Source organism: Chryseobacterium sp. W4I1 (assembly GCF_030816115.1).
Classification (GTDB): Bacteria; Bacteroidota; Bacteroidia; order Flavobacteriales; family Weeksellaceae; genus Chryseobacterium.
This window is the reverse complement of the sequence record NZ_JAUSXQ010000001.1, coordinates 3000284-3022501: the sequence shown is the minus strand read 5'-3', so window position 1 is coordinate 3022501 and position 22218 is coordinate 3000284. Positions and strand designations below refer to the sequence as shown.

Here is a 22218-nt window from a genome sequence, read left to right as displayed (position 1 = left end):
AGTTAGAGAGAATCTTTAATTTTTCACTATTCACTATTCACTATTCACTATTCACTATTCACTATTCATTATTCACCTGTTTCCTGATCTTCTCAACAGCATTCTTCATGCTAAGGTTAAAATATTCCTTTTCCAGCCTTACCGGCGGAGCCTGCCTTACTTCACAGTCTGCAATACTGCAGGATTCGCAGGTCACTCCTACATTGATTGTTTTTATTGTTGGAGATTTTATAAAGCCGATTTTCTTGATCGTCTGTGAGTTGAGCAGGATCCCAAGACAGTAGCTTCTGTTGCTGCCATCCGAAAACGGGTTTTTCTGAGAAGTGGAGATCACAAGATAACTCACTCCCTGATCTTTATAATGAGAGATCTGGGCATCAGTCAGCGTTTCGTTTTCTTTTAGATGATGCAGGTTTTTCACTGCAATCCATCTCCGGCAGTAATGCTCGTTCATGGCATTCGCATGTGGTGCCTGCTGATGGTTCAGGTGAAGCTCCTTTAAGATCTGAATCTTGTCCGAGCCTTTTTTCTTCACCAGACACAGATAAAAAAGATCCCGGATACCCATTTCCGAAGAAAGAAGATTTGTAAGCCTGTAATAAAACGTTTCAGGAGAATCTGTAAAACTCTCGATCAATGCTTCAAAACCTTTTGGTTCCCAGGTATGCTGTAGGAAAAATTCTGAGGTTTTTTCAACAGTCCTTTTCTTTGAGATCAGTAAAGCGCCTGCAAAATACGAAGCATAAAAATTATTCAGAATTTCTTCAAAACTTCCAAAATCCAGCCATGAATAGGTATTCGGACGTACTTTCAGTTCCAGGACATTAAATCCTATTTCCTTTGCTAAAATAAAGGTTCGCTGGTCTTTTTCAAGCTTCCTGTTCAGCAGCAGCAGTTTCTGTTCAGGAATAAACAGTGAGCGGAGATTATCAAGAGTTCCGAACTGTTCAAAATCATCAGATCTGATATTGTATTTAAACTTTTCAGCAAGAATATTCTCCAAAACCGAAGCCTGAAGATCTTCATTGATGTCTATTCCGTTTTCCCTGATGAATTCCATTGCTTTCTCCTCAATTTCAGGAAAATAATTATCATAGAGCTCCTGAAAAGACCGCAGTACAGCAAAGTAAAAACGCTCCTTTCCTAAATTATAATTCTGTGAGATCTCGATCAGCGCATTTATAAAAGCCGTTACTTTTTTGGGAGCGTCACTGATAATGCTGATTAGATTATTTTTGTTGATTCCAAAAAGGTCCAGTGGAATTTCTTTAAAAAAATCAGACTGCAGGATTTCATTAAACGGAGCCAAACCTTTGTCAAGCTTCGTAGAAACCAGCTCATCAAAAGTGCTGCTCAGCGACTCAGAAAGAAGGATGATCTTATCGTGTTTCGGATATTTTTTTCCGTTTTCAATTTCATTGAGGTAAGATTTTGATAAACCGGTCTTTAAGGCAAGATCCTGCAGAGACCAGTTTTTCTTTTGTCTGAGCTGTTTCAGCTTGAGTCCGAACACCGTTTTAATATAATCACTTTCTGAATTCATACCCAAATATAAAAAATTGAATGCGATTTTCAGCATAATAAATTTTAAAAATTATTTAGCGAACGTTCGCTAATTGTGAATATTTTTATTTATGTTTGTAACATCAAATCTCAAAATCAACACGTTATGGAAACTCAGACTCAATTAAAAATAAAGGCACAGAAGCAGTTTGAAGCAGTTTTTAGTCCTGAATTGACCGATTTTCTGGTTGCACTTCATCAGAACTTCAATCATAAAAGACTTGAACTTTTAGAAGAAAGAAAAAAAATACAGCTGCAGTTTGATCAGGGAAATCTTCCCGGATTTTTGCCGGAAACTGAAGGAGTCAGAAATGGAAACTGGATATGTGCATCACTTCCTGCTGATCTTTTAGACAGAAGGGTGGAGATCACAGGTCCCGTAGACCGTAAAATGATCATCAATGCATTGAATTCAGGAGCTCTTACTTTTATGGCTGATTTTGAAGACAGCAATTCGCCCACGTGGGAAAACTGTATTCAGGGACAGATCAATCTTGCAGATGCTATAAATCGGAATATTGATTTTACTGCTGAAAATGGAAAATTTTATCACCTTAATGAAAAGACAGCTGTTCTTCAGGTGCGGCCAAGAGGTTTACACCTTTCGGAAAAGCATGTTGAGATCAACGGTGAAGAAACATCAGGTTCACTGATTGATTTTGGAATTTATTTTTTCACCAATGCAGAGCAGCTTCTTAAAAACGGAAGCGGTCCTTACTTTTACCTTCCGAAATTAGAACACTATAAGGAAGCCCGTTGGTGGAATGATGTTTTTGTTTTTGCCCAAAACTATCTTGGCATTCCTGCAGGAACAATTAAAGCCACAGTGTTGATCGAAACTATCACCGCTTCATTTCAGATTGATGAAATTTTATATGAACTAAGAGAGCACAGTGCCGGGCTGAACTGCGGAAGATGGGATTATATTTTCTCCTTCATCAAAAAATTCAGAAACCTTCCCGAGTTTATGGTGCCGGACAGAGATCAGGTGACAATGGCATCACCATTTATGAGTGCCTATTCAAAAAGAGTGATTGAGCTCTGTCATAAAAGAAACGTTCATGCAATTGGAGGTATGGCAGCTCAAATTCCCGTGAAGGACAACTATGAAGCCAACAGTATTGCTTTTGAAAAAGTACGTAATGACAAGAAGCGGGAGGTAAAAAACGGCCATGATGGAACCTGGGTGGCACATCCGGCATTGGTTTCTGTAGCGAAAGATATTTTTGACCAGTATATGCCGACAGACAATCAAATCGATAAAAAATTTGAATATCATATTAAAGAAGCAGATCTTCTTGAAGTTCCGAAAGGTGAGATCACACAAAAAGGTGTAAGAAAGAATATCAATGTTGGAATTCTCTATCTGGAAAGCTGGCTGATGGGTACAGGTGCAGCAGCTATTTATAACCTGATGGAAGATGCTGCCACCGCAGAGATCTCAAGAACGCAATTGTGGCAATGGCTAAAAAATGAAGCCAAGCTTGACACTGGTCTTACCTTGACCCGTGAAATGATTCTCCAGTGGGAAGCAGAAGAAATAGAACACATTGAGAAATATGTAGGCGAACAACGTTTCAAAAACGGAAAATTCAATTTGGCCAAAGAGATTTTTAATGAACTGGTGTTCTCGGAAAAATTTGAAGAATTCCTGACTTTGAAAGCTTATCCATTTATTGAGTAGGAGAGTTTTAGAGTGGGAGAGTTTTAGGGTGATAAAATTATGACTCAGGTACTCTAAAACTCTTCCACTCTAAAACCCTCTCACCTAATTCCTAAAATCTAACAAAAAATCCAAATAGTATTATGAAAACAAGACAAGAGCAGATCCAGGCTATAGAACAGGATTGGCTGAACAATCCCCGCTGGAACGGAATAAAAAGAACCTATACGGCTGAAGAAGTATTGAAGCTGCGAGGTTCTTATACAATTGACTATACCATTGCAACAGAAATGTCCAAAAAATTCTGGGACAAACTGAATAATCAGGATTATGTAGCCGGTTTGGGTGCCCTTACAGGAAACCAGGCGGTTCAGGAAGTGGATGCAGGTCTGGAAGCCATTTATCTTTCAGGATGGCAGGTGGCTGCGGATGCTAATTTGTCCGGTGAAATGTATCCTGATCAATCACTGTATCCTGCGAACTCGGTGCCTTCCGTGGTGAAAAAAATTAATAATGCTTTATTAAGGGCAGATCAGGTACAATCCGTGAGCGGAAAGGGAGATAAAGAATATCTGGTTCCCATTATTGCAGATGCTGAAGCCGGATTTGGAGGAAACCTGAATGCTTTTGAACTGATGAAACAGATGATTGAAGCCGGAGCAGCAGCGGTACACTTCGAAGATCAGCTTTCTTCGGCTAAAAAATGCGGCCATTTGGGAGGAAAGGTTTTGGTACCGACCCAGGAAGCGATTAATAAACTGGTGGCAGCCCGTCTGGCTTCAGATGTATTGGGTGTTCCGAGTATTATTATTGCTAGAACGGATGCCGATGCTGCAGATCTTTTAACTTCGGATATTGATGACAGAGATAAGAAATTTGTAACCGGAGAAAGAACTTCCGAAGGTTTCTACGTTGTAAATAACGGAGTAGAGCAGGGAATAGATCGTGGTCTTTCCTATGCACCTTACGCAGACCTGATCTGGATGGAAACTTCTAACCCTGATCTTGAACAGGCGAAAAGATTTGCAGAGGGGATTCATGCGAAATTTCCGGGAAAGATGCTGGCTTACAACTGTTCACCTTCCTTCAACTGGGCGGCAAGACTAAGTGTTGAAGAAATGGCTAATTTCCGTGAAGAGCTTGCCAAAATGGGCTATAAATTCCAATTCATAACACTGGCCGGTTTCCATGCATTAAATACGGCTATGTTCGAGCTTGCTTTAGCTTATAAAGAAAGAGGCATGGCGGGATATTCTGAGCTTCAGGAGCGTGAGTTTGCCCTTCAGCAGAAAGGATTCAGAGCGGTAAAACACCAGTCGTTTGTAGGAACAGGATATTTTGATGAGGTTCAGAATGTGGTGACCAATGGTTCTTCCGCAACGGTTGCCATGAAAGACTCTACGGAAACGGCACAGTTTCATTGATCATTTTCCATGTTATATAAAATTTTTAGATGTGAACCTTCTCAGTTTTGAGAAGGTTTTTTAGTTGGGAATAAAGAATAAAACCTTAAACTTCATATATTTGATTATTAATGAAGCCGAAAGAATAATGAATTTAACTTACCAGAAACAAATCCAGGTTACAGAAGCACACATCGACCAGAATAATCATGTCAACAATGTTCAGTACGTACATTGGGTAGAAGAAATGGCAACTGAGCACTGGGAACTTGTTAAGGAGAAAACGGATTATCCGGACGATATCTGGATGCTCGTTGACCATCATATCCAATATAAAAAACAGGTCTATCTTGGAGATATTATTACCGTCAAGACCTATCCGAAAGCACCTGAAGGTATAAAGCAACCAAGGAAAGTAGAGTTTTACTGTAATGACAAACTTGTAGTAGATTCAAGTACGCTTTGGGTTTTGGTTGATTTGAAAACTCAGAAGATTAAAAGACTGGATAGTGACTGGCTGGATAAACTTACGGAATAATCATATGTTTTATTTTACTGAATCATAGTAGGTGAGTCTATATTAAACTTACTCAGTATTTATTTCCGGGTATCTTTAAATACTTGGGAAATAATTCATTAAAGAGATATTAAATTATAATTTCTTATTGCATTATGAAGAAATTTTACCTCATATTCTTATAAAAATTGTGTAGCTTTACAAAAAAACACATTGTATGAAACTTCAGCCTTATACCAAATATTTTACATTGGAATACCCAATTTGGTAATATCCCACATCTAAAAACCTTAAAACGGAAAAAATCGTTAAGTATATCGAAGTATATCGATGTGTTTTCTTTTGCTTGCTCACAAAAAACTATGAATTTTGCAAGAAAATTATCAATCAGTAGTATCTATTTCAGCTGAATAAAAGATTCTGAAAACACATTATAAGAAATTAAATTAGATCAAGACAGTTGTATCTGCTTAAGCGTATGATATGTATGAAAATTTATAAATTTTAAATTTTGCTCATTTCCTGGATGCAAATTTTAAAATTGTCTGGATTCCTCCTGGTTAAAGCAAATATACTATCTATCATTTAAGAATGTACAGCTCACAATTTTAAACACAACTTTAAATTTCAAATGAGAATATGAGAAAAGAAATACACAAAATATTGATACTCCCACTTTGTTTCATTATCAATTTATTTAACGCGCAAGTTGGAATTGGAACCAACAACCCACTAGGAGCTTTGCACATAGATGGTGCTAAAGACAATCCTGTTTCGGGAGTACCTACAGCAGCGCAAATTTCTAATGACGTTATTATAAATAAAGCAACAGGTTTTATTGGTGCTGGAGTTCTTAGTCCTCAGGTACAGTTAGATATGAGATCGGCAGCAAATGAAAATGCCCTTGGTTTAGGGACCACCAGTATGTCGGCAGCGGCAGCAGGGGCAGGCGCTACACGATATGATGTAAACAATGTACCGGTAGGCGCTAAAATTGAAGTATCCGATGGTGCGGTATGGAACAAAGCATATATTGCCCCTCAAAAGGCAGTAGTTGTTGTTCGTAAAATTACAAGCCAGTCAGTTCCAACAGCTGCTGCAACAACTATTACTAACTGGAGCGAAGTGCGGGACATGAGCAATAGCTTTGATTATACTTCTGGCGAATTTACAGCGCCTCGTAATGGAACCTATACTTTTTTACTAACATTTAATTTTAGCGGGACCGTTATTGCTGACGGCTCCAGAGTTGAATCACAATTCTATAATCCTGCTACCAGTACCGTTCTTGCGAGTGTTTATAAAACTTTCGGTCAGTCTATGACAGGTACAGCCGATGATGCAAATTCTACACGCTCCACACAGGCTGGAGGATCAAGTACCGTTACCCTTACTTTGACTGCAGGGACTAGAATAAGCGTCAGACTGTATCAGAATCTCAGTACAGGTGCTATTCCGCTCAGGGTTACCACTAACCCTTCAGATCCGGCAAATCCGGATGATGGGTTTAATAATTTAACCATAATAGAACATTAAGATATTATGAAAAAGAAAATCAATATAGCTTATAAACTATTCGCTGGTATTTTAGTTTTTTCTGCAATTAAAACGACCGCACAAATAGGGTTTTACACAGCTACACCTGCACAACCCTTACATATAGATGCAGGAAAAGACAACGGTTCCGCTCCTGATGCGACAAAAATATCCAATGATGTTGTTATTACGTCAGCGGGACAAATAGGGGTTGGAATTTTAAACCCAATTACTAAAGTTGATCTCAGGTCTGCGAACGACCAAAGAATCATCGGGTTGGGGACCAATACCCAAAGTCCTTCTGCAGCAGGTGGAGGAGCCATCCGTTATAATGCCAGTGGGTTTTTAGAATATTCCGATGGCGAACAATGGATAGCACTGCCACTTACAGCTCCGACCAAAGCATTGGTGAATGCCAGTAAAGGCTCTGCACAAAGTATTGCAACTGCAGCTTCAACAGTCATTACCGGCTGGACAGAAACAGTTGATTTAGGTGCCGGTGCCAATGGAGATTTCGATCCTGTAAACGGAGTTTTTAAAGCTCCGCGTGATGGATTTTATCTTGTTTCATTCAATATTACCTTGGCTACCGGAAATATACCCAAAAACACATTTATAGAAACTGCCATAGAAAGTAATCAAAGTACCAATAATATCCCGGTATTTAAAACGGTAAATTCCTATCCTGCTTTTCAGGCAGGCGCAGTCAGTAATTATATAGGTGGTAACTGTAATGCTATTTTCAATCTTAAAAAAGATGATACTATAAAATTTAGTGTAAAACATAATATAGGCAGTGCACGAAACACTCTCAATGACAGTAAATTAAATAATTTAAGTATCAGCGAATTGTAAAAATATATAATGATGGGACCAAAAAATAAAATAAAAAGATTGATTTATACTGTTATTGCTTTTTCACTTAAAGTAACATATATCAATGCTCAAATAGGAATAGGAATACCAAACCCAACAAACCCCGTTGAAGTTAAAACAGATGCCGGTAATATTATAATTGACAATTCAGGCAAAATAGGGACTCTGATTACTAATCCAAAAGTAGCTTTGGATCTGCGCAGTGCTGCAAATGGTTCCATAGCTATCGGAAATACTACGAAAACAGCTGTTCAGGCTGGTGCAGGTGCATTACGATATGTTGCAAGCCCTGCCATTGGAGTAAAAGGATATTTAGAATTTTCCGACGGTACAAACTGGGTCAGCTTTTTCCCTAAAGGAAAGCCCCGTATTGTAGTAATGGCAAGTAAAACCACTCAGGATACCTATGTATTTGAAAGTGGTACACCTTCAGAGATAGGACCTAAGACCGGTATTGTTCAAAGAAGATCCTCTTATCTGACTAACTGGACGGAAAATTTAGACTCTGATTCAGGTGTCCCAACCTCAAATTTCAGCCCGGCTACAGGTGAATTCGTAGCTCCAAGAGACGGTGTATACTTTGCAACTTTTACTTTTGCGCTACAGTCCAGCCAGGTGAATACAGGTGCTAATAATCAGACTGAAGCAATATGGGAAGTCAGAAATTCGACCAACGCAATTACTCAAAGAATAAAAACAAATAACGGATATGCTTCTGACACCGGAGGAAGCCCTAATGCAGTACCAGTAGGCTCAGCCTGTACAGTAAGTGTATATTTAAACAAAGGTGACAAATTAAGACCTTTTACGTGGATTACGGTGGCATTCGATGGTACAGTCAGCCAGTTTGATGTTTCAGGAAGTGGAGTATACAACGCACTTACGATAGTTGAACAGTAAAAGATTATCAAAGAAAGATGAGAAACGCTTAAATATAATCAGCAAAATATTTAGACAACACATATAAAAGATTTGTAAAGACTCAAGAGCATTCCCGACAAAATACAAACAAAATTAAGAGTAGGTTTTTTTCCTGCTCTTTTTTATTTTAAATTTGAACATTATTTGATGGTTTTTCTAATTGTTGATACACATTTTGACACGATTAAGTTTATTGTAAATTTAATATAATGAAAACCAGGTATTTAAAAAATAATACATTAGTATGATACGTATTACAAAAATTTTCACATTCGAGACAGCCCACGTGCTGTACAACTATGATGGAAAATGTAAAAATATGCACGGGCATTCCTATAAACTGTTTGTAACGGTAAAAGGAAAAGTGATTAATGATTTGGAGAATTCCAAAAACGGGATGGTAGTGGATTTTGGAGATATAAAAAGTATCGTAAAATCTGAAATTGTAGACCTTTGGGATCATGCAGTTCTTGTAAATGCGTTATCTCCTCATAAGGAACTGGGTGAAGACCTGGAAAATAAAGGACACAAAGTGATCTACTGCAGCTTCCAGCCAACCTGCGAAAATATGCTGTATGCTATTGCTGCAAAAATAAAATCAAAACTTCCGGCTGAGGTTTCGCTGGCCTATTTAAAGCTTCACGAAACGGAAAATTCCTATGGAGAATGGTTCGCAGAAGATAATAAATAACAGTAATTTTCCAATAAAAATTCAGACTGGTGTTAAAAACAATCATTAATTTAGAACCTGGAAAAAAAGTATATTTCGCTTCAGACCAGCATTTTGGAGCTCCTACTCCTAAGGAGAGCAAGGTGCGGGAAGAGAAATTTATCCGCTGGATGGACGAGATCAAGGAAGACGCCCAGGTATTGTTTTTAATGGGTGACCTTTTTGATTTCTGGCATGAATGGAAACACGTCATTCCTAAAGGATATGTACGTGTTCTAGGGAAAATAGCAGAACTGAAAGACCGGGGAATTCACATCTATTTTTTTGTTGGAAATCATGATCTGTGGATGAAGGACTATCTTGAAGAAGAAATAGGCTGCACCGTTTTTTACAAAAAGCAGTATTTCGAAATGGGCGGAAAACAGTTTCTGTTAGCGCACGGAGACGGTCTCGGACCTGGTGATAAAGGCTACAAGAGAATGAAAAAACTCTTTACCAATCCTGTAGCACAGTGGTTTTTTAAGTGGCTTCATCCCGATATTGCCATGAAAGTGGCACTTTATCTTTCCCAGAAAAACAAGATGATTTCCGGGGATGAGGACAAAGCTTTTTTAGGAGAAGATAAAGAGTTTCTCATCATCTACTCAAAAGAAAAACTGAAAACCCAGGAGATAGATTATTTTATCTACGGCCACCGCCACCTTCCTATGGTGCTGGAAATGGGTCAGGATTCAAAATACATCAACCTCGGAGACTGGATTTCTTATTTTACCTACGGTGTTTTTGAAAAAGATTTTGAGTTGAAAACATTTGCAGACGGCACAAAAAAAAATTACCCCTGAGAGAGAGGTAATTCCGAATAGACCAAAATCTACTCTTGTTTTTAATCCATATTCCGGTTAAATAATTGCAAGAAGTTTACCAAAGTCTATTTCTTCAATTAAAAAATATTAAAAAAACATACTTTTTTTACATTATTGTTCAGAACATTATAAAAAGAAGTCTAAAATAGTTTTAGAAAAATTGGAAAATATATTCAGCATACAGACCAATCAGGATTTCCTGAGTGCAGCGTTGGCAACTTTTCGTTATCAGTATGAAAATGTTGAGATATATAGAAAGTTCGTGGATTTTTTAAATGTAAATCCGGACCAAGTTAACAGCCTGATAAATATTCCCTTCCTGCCGATAGAAATGTTTAAAAACCATCAGATCCTGGACAAAAATGCCAATGCTGATCTTTTTTTTCAGAGTTCAGGAACCACACAGATGAATCTTTCAAAACATTATATTGCAGATACCAATCTTTATGAAGAAAGTATCTATAAAAGTTTTGAGCAGTTTATAGGAAAGCCTGAAGATTTTATTTTCCTTGGATTGCTGCCAAGTTATCTGGAAAAACAGAATTCATCCCTGATCTATATGGTGGATTATTTGATGAAAAAATCCGCCAAACCGGAGAACGGGTATTTTCTGTACAATCATTCCGAGCTGTTTGAGCTTTTAAATCAATTAAAAAATAAAAAAGTCATTCTTTTCGGAGTGTCTTTTGCCCTGCTTGACTTTCTGGATTCCGTTGAATCTCTTAAGCTGTCTGTTTCTGAATCCCAAAGTCTTACCGTCATTGAAACCGGTGGAATGAAAGGAAGAAAAGAGGAAATGACCAAAGATGAGCTCCTGAAAATTCTTCAGAACGGTTTTAAAACTGAGAAAATCTATTCAGAATATTCTATGACGGAACTGCTTTCGCAGGCTTATTCCCTTGGAAATAATGAATATCAATGTCCAAACTGGATGAAAATTATGATCCGGAATGCAGAAGATCCTTTTTCCTATGAACAAGAGGGGAGAACCGGAGCAGTTAATATTATAGATCTGGCCAATACTCATTCATGTTCCTTTATTGCCACTCAGGATTTGGGTAAAACTCTTCCGGGAGACCGGTTTCAGGTGTTGGGAAGAATTGATCACTCTGATATCCGAGGATGCAGTTTATTGGTTTCTTAAAAATTCAATTAAGCAAATACCACTTCCGGATATGAATCTTAAGAAAAGTTTATTTTTAATTCTGATTGGAATTTCATCTTTTTTATCTGCACAGAAAAAGACAGAAAAGGATATCTGGCCAGGAACTTATTTCGTTAATGAGACCAATAAAGAAGGGACACAAACCACGACTACGGATACTTTGGTTATTGCCAGAATTCCGGATGCTGATCCTGATAAAATTCCGGCTAAGGAAGAATCAGATTTAGCCCGATGGTCAATGACTTCAAAAAGAGACGGAGGTAAAGATAAAATAAGTGTTAAACGCTTTTTATTTGATGTTAAAAATAATAAAGATGCTTATAAGGAATTCGGCTGGACAGATCTTCATAAAAAGGGAAAAATAAGCTGTATTGATGGTGGACATTTCTTTATTTGCCAGACATTACCAAATACAACCGTCACTTTCGGGAAAGATGAAAAATATTTTACCAAAACAGGTGTTTTCGGAATCTGGCTGCATTACGGTGTTGTGGAATTGCAGAAGAAATAATCTTACTCTAAACTTAAATTTTTATGCTGAAAATAGAAGAGCTTGTTCATGCTTACATCCATACTCACTGCGATTTTGAAAAAGAAATTGTACTGACGAATTATTTCCAGGCCGACTGGGAAGCGGATATGCTGTTCATAGATTCTGAAGGATTCAGTCATGAAATTGAGATCAAACTTTCCAAAAGTGATTTTAAAAATGATTTCAAAAAATCATACTTTAATAAAGATACCGGTGAAAAATTCCTGAAACATGATAAGATTTCCTGCGGTGACTACGTTTGCAATGCGTTTAGTTTTCTGCTTCCGATGGGAATGATAGATCATGCCTTAATTCCCGAACACTGCGGAATTATTGAATTTTACCATAATGCAGACACCTGGGAAACAGAATTCTATCTCATACGCAAGCCTAAAAGAGTACACGAAGATCCTTACTGGAAACTAAATGACAAAGATCTTTTTATCCGGAAAATGGCCTTAAATTTATTGCAGCGTAAAATGGAGATCAAAGGTAAGCAGGAAGAACTTATTTTCAGAAATCCTTTTGATATCAGAAAAAAATAAACAAAAAAACTCCTGCAGTTTTTACAGGAGTTCAGTATAAAAAATAAACTGGAAAATATTACTTTTTCACCATTTTCAAAGTTCCGTTTGTTCCGTTGCTGGATTTCCATTTAACAAGGTAAACACCACTCAGGTTATTTTGAAGATCAACCGGAAGTTTGTTAAGCCCAGCTGGTATATCTGTAGTATAAGATCTGACTGTTTTTCCATGTAGGTCTACTACATTTACTGAAATAGTTTCCTTATCAGAAGCTGTATAATATATCTCACTGATTCCTAATGCTGGATTATCTACTAAAGCTGTAGCAGGGGTATTTATTTTTCCAGCTATAGTGTTTTTTCCAATAGGAGGAACACATCTGTAACACTCAAATCTGGCTGCGCTTATGGTGTATTGGTTCGGACCTGTGCAGGTAATATCTACTCCATATCCAAATTGTCCTGTATAATCAATCATTGTAGGATCTGAAGCAATTGTAGTATGATCTCCAACTACTGTGGTAAGAGGATAATAGCCACTAAACAATGGAGGAGTATTACTAAAGGTTACTTTGGCATATCTGGTGGGAGGAGAATTTCCTGGCAATACAAAAACTACAGGGAAATTATATACTTTAGATGTAGCAACATCAGGAAGAAAAGGAGTATTGGTACGCTCAGTAGACCCAATTTTCAGATCAACCGTGATGCTGGTATGAGCATGGCCAGGTATAGTGTGTTGAAAAAGATCATCTCTGATAACAACAATATTGTAGGTGGGTCCAGGGACTGTGTTTTTTTGTGCATTCAATTGATCTTGGCAAATCAATACAAAAGACAGCAATAAGAGAAGTTTTTTCATTTTTGTTAAATTTTAAGTTAATAATTTTAGTTTATTCTGTCCTCTAAAATTGAAACTTATTATCAACGTATCAAAAAGGGAATTGGTAAATGTGGAAGATTATCCAATAACTGCTTATTCTTTTTGTATAAATGTGAAATTTCTCTCTAAATGAAAGAGTACTGTAAATTAAGGTTGAAAATTCCTAAAACCATATCGGAATGAAAACAGATCTGTATACATAACAGAAAAAATCCTGCCAGGTGACAGGATTTTGTATTGAAATCAATGATTTATATTAGTCGGTAACTTCAGCGGTATCTCTCTGAAGCAGAAACTTGTAGATCAATCCACCTACGACTCCTCCCAAAATAGGAGCTGCCCAGAACAGCCAAAGCTGAGACATCGCAAGTCCGCCTGTAAACACTGCCTGTGAAAGCGATCTTGCCGGATTCACTGAAGTATTGGTGATTGGAATAGAAATTAAATGAATCAGTGTCAAAGCAAGTCCGATAGCAATACCAGCAAATTTACCGTTAGCCCATTTGTCTGTAGCTCCCATGATCACAATAAGGAAGAAAGCCGTTAACAAAAATTCTGCAAGGAACGCTGCACCCATACTGAATGCTTTCCCGTTATAGACTGCCTCTCCATAGAAATTGGTAGCAAAGGCTCCCGGTTTTGAAAAATCTACTGCACCGGAACCGTTAAGAATCACATACAGACATCCTGCTGCCACTAAAGCACCAAGACACTGCGCTACGATGTAAGGAATAAGGTCTTTTGCCGGGAATCTTCCACCTGCCAAAAGCCCAAAAGAAACCGCTGGATTAAAATGTCCACCGGAAATGTGACCGACAGCGTAAGCCATCGTAAGAACTGTAAGTCCAAAGGCTAAAGCTACGCCTAAAAGACCAATTCCAATATCGGGAACTCCGGCGGCAAAAACTGCACTTCCACAGCCACCGAAAACAAGCCAAAATGTGCCGAAAAATTCAGCAAAAAGTTTTTTTATCATGTTGTTTATTTAAATGTTATCTCAAATGTAAAATTTAAATCTTAAAATAAAAAGATAAATCTTAAAAAATATTTCAAATTTTAGGGAAGAAAAATTGATGATTTAATAATTTGGTTTAAAGTTTGTTGGGAATTTTAAAGTAATGACAGTATGCTGGAATTGAATAATATGGCATAAATGTTTATCTTTCGATAGTAATTTAAAGCATGGTTAATGAAAAAGTATTTTTGTGTGGTCTTTGTACCCTTTATGTATAGCTTTTATTATTCACAGGCTGCCAAGAAAGCGCTTCCCTGTTATGATCTTACAACAGTTTTAAAAGTAGAACCTACTGCTCTGTACAAGCCGCATCTTGATGCTTCAAAAAGTTTTGGAGTAAAGCTGCTTAAAGATTCCAAAGCCGTACAGAAATACATCAGCAGTGGAAAATTCCATAAAATAAAAAAGACAGGAAAAGGATACCGGGTTCAGAAGCTTGATTATAGCCGGGGCTATATGGTTGCCAAGGCAAAAAGCACATTGGAAAAGATGGCAGCCAAATTCAGCAAAGAAACAAAAGGGCATACCTTTACCGTTTCCTCAATGACCAGAACGCTGGAAGATCAGTGCAGACTGAGAAGAGTGAACTCCAATGCATCGCTGGGAATCAGCTCCCACAATTATGGGAACTCTTTTGATATTTCTTATATAAGATTCAATGATGTCCTGAAATACAATCCGAAGATGGAAGCGGCTCTGGAAAAGGTTTTAAAGTACTATGCAGCCGCTGGCAGGATCTATTACATTAAAGAAAGACAGCAGAGCTGTTATCATATTACGGTAAGGAATTATTAATCTTTATAAACCTGATCTGTTCTCCTTTCTGTGAAGTATTAGTATTAATTAAAAACCTGATTTTTTAAGCTATATCGGGCTTTTTGAAGTCTAAAATTAAATTTATTTCATAAATAATAAAATTATAATACGATTATTTGTGCAGGATGTTTAGTTTACATAATTTTATACAAAACTAAACAAACCATGAACTTATGAACGAGAACGATTACAAACTGGCGATTGCTGAGTGGAGCAGGTGCCTGTCGGATTATTACTTAATCTCAAACCTGATTCCTACCAATTACATTTTTGATCTGACTGCAGAGAAGATTGAGAAAATCAAAGAAGCAAATAAATATGTAGATGCCTGTGCAGAAGTAGGTATATTCGGAGGGAAGTTAGTACTTATTTTTCTTCCGTTAGATGAAAAAGGGCACATTGATAAAAGAGTTTCAGAATACCAGTACACTACTCTCGAACCCCTTAAATATGATCTGAGACTGCAAGAATCAAAAGAATTTATAGTCGTTAAAAATGCGGTTCTTTCCAGCAATCTTACAAAAATAGATGATAATACCAATACAACTCTTCCGGTATCTGAACAGCCGATCCTTGATCAGGATATTGCTGTAGATGCTATTGAACGTTGGAGAAATGAAGGAATGGATTGGTTTTTCCGTGAATGTAATGAATTCAGGGGAGAAAGAATTTTTAAAAGATTCTATATTCCAATGGATGACCTTTGTCACCCGGAACCGAAGATTGCCGGGATCAAATGCTCATTCGGGCTTAGATATAATGATATTTACCAGAGAATGCTGGTAACACTGATCTTTATTTCTTTCCACGAACTTCTTCAGGGGGATGACAGTATGAGCGTTATTTCAAATACTTACGACTGGGCAAAACCATGTCCTCCTGTCTGCCGTATCCCTGAACTTGGATTTTAAATATATAGGAGAGACAGGAATGACAGATTTTTTCAAAGTAATTTTATTCCTAAATTATGGTCTGCTTCTATCCATCATAATTTTGGGAGCAGCAAAATACCGTATCCTCAATAATAAAGAAAAGCAATATTTTCACTGTATTGCTTTTCTTTTTTTTATTGAACTCCTGAACCTGGTTCTGCCTTATATTTTTAATCTTAATGATACTTCGTTTCTCTATCCTCTGTACATAGCCGGTGAATTTTTCCTGCTTACCACTTTGTTTATCAGGAAACTGGAGCTTCCGAAATACTTTCTGGGCATTACTGCATTGCTGGCTTGTGGATTTATGGTTGCGAAATATGTCTATGATTTCCCTTCCAATAGCGATACTGTGAAAGTGATTTCTAATATAGCTATTATCTGTCTTTCAGGATTTGCCCTGCTTCGGGAGATCAATGGAGTTCCAGTACAGAATCGGTTTTTACTGGCAGATGCGTGTATTTTTTTCTATTATTCTGTTTCTGTGTTTATTTTTATTATTCAGCATCAGATTGCTAACCTGTCTGAACATGATTATTATATTATCCTCAGTGTCAATAATATTCTGTCAAGCATTTTATACTGTTCATTTTTATATACCTTCATCAAATTAAAGAAGTAACACTAAATATCAGCCTTCTCATTCTTATAATTGTTACCATAGCAGTTATCGTATCCTTCATTCTCCTTGCCTACAGATCTTTCATCAGCCGGATCATTAAAGAAAAGAACGTTCAGCATCAGACAGAAGTTCAGCATCAGAAAAAACTTGTGCTTGAAAACATCAAAGCCCAGGAAGAAGAAAGAAAAAGAATAGCTGTGATGATTCATGACGATATCGGGAACAGGCTTAATATCCTTTCATTGTGGCTTAATAACCTCGATACAAAAGGCGATGAGCTGATCAAAAAAAATATTTACGGTCAGATGTCATCCCTGATCGATGCCGCCAGAAGTATTTCTCATTCATTGTATCCTGTCAACCTTGAATCCGTAGGATTTGTTCTTTATGTGGAAGAGTTGATTGCCAATCTTTCACACAAAATCAATATTTTCATGCAGGTCATGCCCGGCTATGAGAAAAAAGATATCTTTGTAGAAGTCCAGCTGTACCGGATTATCCAGGAATTTACTACCAATGTTATCAAGCATTCATCAGCTACGGACGTGTGGATCTATATCAGAGATTATCCCCGGGATATGGTAGTCATTATTTCAGACAACGGACAGGGATTTGATTATGATAAAGTGAAAAAAGGGATGGGAATAAAAAACATCGAATCCAGGATAAAATCAATGAATGCCGTCCACAAATGGAAAAGCACCTTAAATAAAGGAACCCGTTTAATCATTATAATTCCAAAAAGTCATGAATTCCCAAATCAAAATAGCCTTAATTGACGATGAGCAGCTGATCCTGGAAGGGGTAAAAATGCTGCTTTCCAATGAAAAAAATATATCCGTATGTCTTACCTCCAATAATGGCCCGGACTTTATTGAGAAACTGGGAATACTTTCCGAAGATGAATTTCCTCACATCGCACTCATAGATGTACAGATGCAGCCTATGAACGGTTTTGAATTGGTAGAAGCTCTCAAAGAAAAATATCCTGATCTTAAGATTATTATCCTGTCTTCTCATTACAAAACTTCTATTTTGGGTTATATGGTTAAGTTAGGTGTTTCTGCTTTTCTTCCTAAAAACTCTGATAAGAAAACATTTATTGACGCCATTACAATGGTTCATAAAAACGGAGTGTTCTTTACTGCTGAAGATCATCAGATGCTTTTTACCTATATGAACAGTTCTGCAAAAAAGAAATCCCTCTTCGAAATGGAAGACGAACTCTCTGAACGGGAAAAAGATGTTGTAAAGCTGATCTGTCAGGAATATACCAATAATGAGATCGGAGAAAAGCTCTTCATCAGCCCCAGAACAGTAGAAAGCCATCGCCAGCGCATCCTCGAAAAGATAGGAGCCAAGAATACAGTAGGTATTGTGGTGTATGCCATTGTCAACAATATATATTCTCTTAATAAAATCTGATTCCGTAGAAATACGGAATTTTTTATTTGGTATTTTTCACGCTAGTATTGCTTTTCCTTCTTCCGTTAATTTGAAAAATAAGTCTTAAAAGCTTAAAAGTAAGATTACACAATGAAGATGTTGTAAAAAAATATATAAATAATTAAGGCAAACACAACGATGGGAAATGATACAATACTATCTGTCGGAATTTTTTTTGACGGAACAGGAAACAACGGGATCAATGCAGTTTCCGGTGACAGGCCACCGGGAAGTAATGAAAGCTACAAAGGAGCTCCTACCAATATTTACAAACTATTCAGTTTATTTAACGGAAACCAAAAAATATATATAGAAGGGATAGGAACAGTGACTGGCGGCGAAGACAGTAATTTTGCCATGGCTACATGTGCCAATCCTCCGGACGGGAACGGATATTCTTCCGATGATAAACTGCAGAAAGCAGATACCTTTGTACAGAGCATTGCGTACGATAGAAATACTGAATGCCATTTTTATATCTACGGATTCAGCAGGGGGAGTATGCTTGCAAGAGAATTCTGCAACCAGCTTGTCTCAAAATATTCCTCGGGAAATGTTAAGATAAAATTCCTCGGTGTTTTTGATACCGTGGAATCCAAACCCTTCAATACCTATGACATGAGCCTGCCTGAGGAAGTGGAAAATGCTCTTCATATCTGTGCAATAAATGAATGCCGGTTCTTTTTTCCACTTACCGGTTTTTTTGAAAATTCAAAGAATATGCAGGACACCAAAATTGAAACTTCAGGTTCCGTATGGAAAGAAATTTTCGTTCCCGGAGCCCATGCTGATGTAGGAGGTGGATATCTAAAGGCGCCGCATTCCGTATATATTTCTACAGATTTTATTAATGTCAATGACTTGCAGGATTATGTTTCCGATGTAAGAAATGCAAAAACTGATGCTGAGGGAAATAAAATATGGGATTCACTTCTCTCTACTTTTCAGATCGAAAGAGGAGTTGTTCTTTCCCAGGCCTATGTTTCCAGGGAAATGATTTTTAATACCCTTTCAATAGTATACGGAAGAATAATGCTCGGGGAAAGCAATACTGTTTTACCTGGGATTTTCAGTACAGATCTTACCAATTCAGGCCTTGAGATCGCAGATGATACCTTTCTGACTTATTTTCATACAGATCTTGCCACATACGTCAAAAATTTTTCACCAGCCCTGAAGCCAAAGTATGATTATTCGGGGTTTGCAGATTATACCCATATTTCAGCCAACTTTGGTCTCTACAGCGATCATGTATTGCAAAGATCAGCAGAAGAGATTGAAGCAGAACTGATCAACAACGGCCTGAATGTACCCAGCAGCAACTCTGTAGACCAGGGAATTCATACCGGGCTGGTCACCAATCTACATCTTCCCGAAGACAGTTTCGTTGCAGATTTTTTATATGGAACCAATGTACCCAATAACGATATCTGGAGCCGTACCATTGAGATGCGGTCTTTAGCACCAGAACAGAATTAAATTAATGCTATCAATACTTTTCAGTTTTAAATTTAGGTTACGAGGGGATGTCCGGCAGGGCGTCCCTTTTTGCTGTGGTAAATATCCGTGTTACAGGAGCATACTTTTATTTCTGGGCTATTCATTTCTTTTTCCGTACTTTTGCACCCGAAAATTCATTACTCATCACTAATTTTTATTTAACAAAATGCTTTCGGTTCAAGGTTTAGGATTACATCATTCGGGAAACTATCTGTTTCAAAATACAAATTTCACCATTAAAAAGGATGATAAAGTTGGTCTCGTAGGAAAAAATGGAGCAGGAAAATCTACTTTATTGAAAATGCTTTCCGGAGAAATTAATTTCTACGAAGGAACTGTAGTTCGTGAAGGTGGTGCCACCATCGGGTTCCTGAAACAGGATCTGGATTTCGTAAAAGGAAGAACAGTCTGGGCTGAAACCATGCAGGCCTTTGAACAGATCAATGCCTGGAAAAATGAACTGGAAGAAGTGAACCATCAGATGACCGTAAGAACCGACTATGAAAGCGACGCTTACACGGATCTGATTAATAAAATGACGGAACTGAATGACCTTCTGATGAATCATGACGCCTACAATCTGGAAGGCGATATGGAGAAAGTATTGTTTGGTTTAGGATTTAAAGCAGATGATTTTCAGAAAATCACTGACGAATTTTCCGGAGGCTGGAGAATGAGAATTGAGCTGGCGAAACTGCTGCTTCAGAAAAATGACATCATGCTTCTCGATGAGCCGACCAACCACCTCGATATGGAATCCATTATCTGGCTGGAAAACTTCCTGAAAGACTATCCCGGAGCTATCGTTCTTGTAAGTCACGATAAGCAGTTTATGACCGCTGTGTGCAACAGAACTTTTGATATCAATAATAAAAAAGTTGACGACTATAAAGCCAACTACTCCAAATACCTGATTATGCGTGAAGAGCGCCGTGAAAAACTTATCGGAGCTAAAAAGAACCAGGATGCAGAGATCAAGCAGATGGAAGATAACATTAATAAGTTCCGTGCCAGTGCTACCAAAGCATCTTTTGCACAGTCACTTATTAAGAAATTGGATAAGATAGAGCGTATTGAAGTGGACAACGAAGATGTTTCAAAATTCAATATCCGTTTCGTGCAGTCTATGGTTCCCGGAAAAGTTATTTTTGAAGCTGAGAATTTAGGAAAAGCATACGGGAAAAAACAGATTTTTGATGACGTAGACTTTATCGTTCAGAGAGGAGACAGAATTGCCCTTTTAGGACAGAACGGACAAGGAAAAACCACTTTAGCGAAGATCCTTGCCGGTGAGATCAAAGATTATTCAGGAACCTGGAATTTAGGACACAATGTAAACATCGGATACTTTGCCCAAAACCAGGAAGAAGTACTGACCCCGAATAAAACCGTTTTAGAGGAAGCAGAAGATGCTGCAACAGAAGAAACAAGACCGAGAGTAAGAGACCTTTTGGGATCTTTCCTTTTTCAGGGGGAAGCAGTTTCCAAAAAAACAAAAGTACTGTCCGGAGGAGAAAGAAACCGTCTGGCGCTTTGTAAATTGTTGCTTCGTCCTTTCAACACGCTGATCATGGATGAGCCTACGAACCACTTGGATATTCAGTCTAAAGAAATTATCAAGCTGGCTCTACAGAATTTTCAGGGAACATTGATCGTGATTTCTCACGACAGAGAATTCCTGGATGGACTTTGTGATAAGATCTATGAATTCCGAGACGGAAGAATGAAAGAATTCCTGGGAAGCGTTGGAGAATATCTTGAATACAGGCAGAAAGAAACCCTTAGAGAAATTTCTGCTGAAAAGGCAAAGCTTCACGGTGAAGAGGTAAAAGTTGAGGTAAAACCTGCTCCGAAAGAGGTGAAAGTTGAAGACAAATCAACCATTGTAAGCAAAGAACAAAAAAATATTCAGAATAAATTAAAAAAAATAGAAGAAAAAATTTCAGAGCTGGAAACAGAAATTGAAAAAATGGAAGCTACCTTTACAAAAGAAAATCCTTCTGAGGAAACTTTAGAAAAATACAATAAAACTAAAGAAGAATTAGACGTTGCTTTACAGGAATGGGAGCATTTGGGAACTCAGCTGGACTAGGACTTGTGAGGTTTGAGTGTTTGAGTGTATTAGAGTTGATAAGTATCACTACTGAATAGTATTGATATTTAATCTTTAGAATCTTATACCATATCTCATATCTCTCATCTCATGTCTAAGAATCTCATATCTGTTGTCTGAAATCTAAAATCCTTCCCATAAGATATGCGTAGAAGGATTTTTGTAACAATAAATTACTTTCACCGACGTATTGAATAGTTTTACACCGTCTTTTAATAAAACTTAATTTAAAACTTAAATAATTTTTATAATTTTACAGCATGATTTTTAAAGAAAGCAGAAATCTGAAGAGCTTTATCGCCAAACTTTTGTTTGGGATATACTTCATTGCGCTGTTTTCTCAAAGTTTTCACCATCACGATCCTGCTGATTATTTTAAGAATTTTAATCTTAAAAAGACAGAAAATACAATGTCCAAAACTTCAGCTAAAGAAAAGCCCGGCGACTGTCTGGCTTGTCATTTCTTAGCTACCGGACATACACTCGTTCCTGAGGAATTCGGTTTTACCTTCGGATATTTTACTCATGAAGTAAAGCAGGTAATTACTGTTCAGGAAAAAATATGGTCTCAGACCAAATTCACTTTTCAGCTTCGGGGGCCTCCCGCAGTTTCATAAATCATAGATTTTTTATTGACTTTAATTCATTTTAAGTTCAA

23 protein-coding genes are annotated in these 22218 nt (G+C 37.5%); 19 read left to right on the top strand and 4 right to left on the bottom strand.

The features are described 5' to 3' along the window. Positions 1 to 61: 61 nt before the first annotated feature. Complete coding sequence (locus tag QF044_RS14150; RefSeq protein WP_307268486.1) at positions 62 to 1543, bottom strand: helix-turn-helix domain-containing protein; 1482 nt, start codon at positions 1541 to 1543, stop codon at positions 62 to 64. A 126-nt stretch (positions 1544 to 1669) separates the two neighbouring features. Here QF044_RS14150 and aceB point away from each other — a divergent pair, with 126 nt between their 5' ends. The 11 genes from aceB (at position 1670) to QF044_RS14095 (ending at position 12254) form a co-directional block, all read left to right on the top strand. Further along, positions 1670 to 3247, top strand: a complete 1578-nt coding sequence (gene aceB, locus QF044_RS14145; RefSeq protein ID WP_307268484.1) for a malate synthase A — start codon at positions 1670 to 1672, stop codon at positions 3245 to 3247. Between the two features lie 122 nt (positions 3248 to 3369). After that, a complete protein-coding gene (gene aceA, locus QF044_RS14140) occupies positions 3370 to 4650 on the top strand; it encodes an isocitrate lyase (protein ID WP_307268481.1) in 1281 nt (426 codons plus the stop codon). Positions 4651 to 4777: 127 nt separating this feature from the next. Beyond that, the gene (locus tag QF044_RS14135; protein WP_307268478.1) at positions 4778 to 5167 is read left to right on the top strand and encodes a thioesterase family protein; all 390 of its coding nucleotides are present in this window, start codon (positions 4778 to 4780) and stop codon (positions 5165 to 5167) included. 642 nt (positions 5168 to 5809) lie between these two features. After that, positions 5810 to 6682, top strand: a complete 873-nt coding sequence (locus QF044_RS14130) for a hypothetical protein (RefSeq protein WP_307268476.1) — start codon at positions 5810 to 5812, stop codon at positions 6680 to 6682. Positions 6683 to 6688: 6 nt separating this feature from the next. Then, complete coding sequence (locus tag QF044_RS14125; protein ID WP_307268472.1) at positions 6689 to 7537, top strand: hypothetical protein; 849 nt, start codon at positions 6689 to 6691, stop codon at positions 7535 to 7537. Between the two features lie 9 nt (positions 7538 to 7546). Next, on the top strand, positions 7547 to 8458 hold the full coding sequence (locus QF044_RS14120; RefSeq protein ID WP_307268469.1) for a hypothetical protein: 912 nt from the start codon (positions 7547 to 7549) through the stop codon (positions 8456 to 8458). 265 nt (positions 8459 to 8723) lie between these two features. Further along, positions 8724 to 9170 carry a 6-carboxytetrahydropterin synthase QueD gene (gene queD, locus QF044_RS14115; protein ID WP_034731429.1) on the top strand — a complete coding sequence of 149 codons (447 nt, stop codon included), beginning with the start codon at positions 8724 to 8726 and terminating at the stop codon, positions 9168 to 9170. 29 nt (positions 9171 to 9199) lie between these two features. Beyond that, on the top strand, positions 9200 to 9991 hold the full coding sequence (locus QF044_RS14110; protein WP_307268462.1) for a UDP-2,3-diacylglucosamine diphosphatase: 792 nt from the start codon (positions 9200 to 9202) through the stop codon (positions 9989 to 9991). 181 nt (positions 9992 to 10172) lie between these two features. Further along, on the top strand, positions 10173 to 11156 hold the full coding sequence (locus QF044_RS14105) for an acyl transferase (protein WP_307268461.1): 984 nt from the start codon (positions 10173 to 10175) through the stop codon (positions 11154 to 11156). A 31-nt stretch (positions 11157 to 11187) separates the two neighbouring features. Then, positions 11188 to 11688, top strand: coding sequence for a phosphate ABC transporter permease (locus QF044_RS14100; RefSeq protein WP_307268458.1), 501 nt, complete (start codon positions 11188 to 11190; stop codon positions 11686 to 11688). A 23-nt stretch (positions 11689 to 11711) separates the two neighbouring features. Further along, positions 11712 to 12254, top strand: a complete 543-nt coding sequence (locus QF044_RS14095; protein WP_307268455.1) for a hypothetical protein — start codon at positions 11712 to 11714, stop codon at positions 12252 to 12254. Between the two features lie 58 nt (positions 12255 to 12312). Here the strand turns inward: QF044_RS14095 and QF044_RS14090 are convergent, their stop codons facing one another. Together QF044_RS14090 and aqpZ are read right to left on the bottom strand one after the other, a co-directional pair. Continuing rightward, on the bottom strand, positions 12313 to 13095 hold the full coding sequence (locus tag QF044_RS14090) for a T9SS type A sorting domain-containing protein (protein WP_307268452.1): 783 nt from the start codon (positions 13093 to 13095) through the stop codon (positions 12313 to 12315). Between the two features lie 277 nt (positions 13096 to 13372). Beyond that, entirely contained in the window at positions 13373 to 14089 is a 717-nt protein-coding gene (gene aqpZ / locus QF044_RS14085; protein WP_307272034.1) for an aquaporin Z, read from the bottom strand. Between the two features lie 216 nt (positions 14090 to 14305). Here aqpZ and QF044_RS14080 point away from each other — a divergent pair, with 216 nt between their 5' ends. The 3 genes from QF044_RS14080 to QF044_RS14070 all read left to right on the top strand — a co-directional run bounded on the left by QF044_RS14080 (position 14306) and on the right by QF044_RS14070 (position 16501). Beyond that, positions 14306 to 14926: a DUF5715 family protein gene (locus tag QF044_RS14080; RefSeq protein WP_307268449.1), complete on the top strand. Its 621-nt coding sequence runs from the start codon at positions 14306 to 14308 to the stop codon at positions 14924 to 14926. A gap of 194 nt (positions 14927 to 15120) precedes the next feature. Continuing rightward, positions 15121 to 15858: a hypothetical protein gene (locus tag QF044_RS14075; protein ID WP_307268446.1), complete on the top strand. Its 738-nt coding sequence runs from the start codon at positions 15121 to 15123 to the stop codon at positions 15856 to 15858. A gap of 19 nt (positions 15859 to 15877) precedes the next feature. Next, positions 15878 to 16501 carry a hypothetical protein gene (locus QF044_RS14070; protein WP_307268443.1) on the top strand — a complete coding sequence of 208 codons (624 nt, stop codon included), beginning with the start codon at positions 15878 to 15880 and terminating at the stop codon, positions 16499 to 16501. A 2-nt stretch (positions 16502 to 16503) separates the two neighbouring features. Here QF044_RS14070 and QF044_RS14065 read toward each other — a convergent pair whose 3' ends face one another. Then, positions 16504 to 16638, bottom strand: a complete 135-nt coding sequence (locus QF044_RS14065; RefSeq protein ID WP_307268440.1) for a hypothetical protein — start codon at positions 16636 to 16638, stop codon at positions 16504 to 16506. Between the two features lie 12 nt (positions 16639 to 16650). Here QF044_RS14065 and QF044_RS14060 point away from each other — a divergent pair, with 12 nt between their 5' ends. The 5 genes from QF044_RS14060 (at position 16651) to QF044_RS14040 (ending at position 22177) form a co-directional block, all read left to right on the top strand. Further along, on the top strand, positions 16651 to 17280 hold the full coding sequence (locus QF044_RS14060; protein ID WP_307268438.1) for a sensor histidine kinase: 630 nt from the start codon (positions 16651 to 16653) through the stop codon (positions 17278 to 17280). Then, complete coding sequence (locus tag QF044_RS14055) at positions 17249 to 17926, top strand: response regulator (RefSeq protein WP_307268435.1); 678 nt, start codon at positions 17249 to 17251, stop codon at positions 17924 to 17926. The genes QF044_RS14060 and QF044_RS14055 overlap by 32 nt, the downstream gene beginning before the upstream one ends. A gap of 159 nt (positions 17927 to 18085) precedes the next feature. Beyond that, entirely contained in the window at positions 18086 to 19426 is a 1341-nt protein-coding gene (locus tag QF044_RS14050) for a DUF2235 domain-containing protein (RefSeq protein ID WP_307268433.1), read from the top strand. Between the two features lie 187 nt (positions 19427 to 19613). Next, positions 19614 to 21539: an ABC-F family ATP-binding cassette domain-containing protein gene (locus QF044_RS14045; RefSeq protein WP_307268430.1), complete on the top strand. Its 1926-nt coding sequence runs from the start codon at positions 19614 to 19616 to the stop codon at positions 21537 to 21539. 281 nt (positions 21540 to 21820) lie between these two features. Then, positions 21821 to 22177 (top strand): hypothetical protein, encoded by a 357-nt coding sequence (locus QF044_RS14040; protein WP_307268426.1) that lies wholly within the window; start codon positions 21821 to 21823, stop codon positions 22175 to 22177. Positions 22178 to 22218 lie beyond the last annotated feature (41 nt).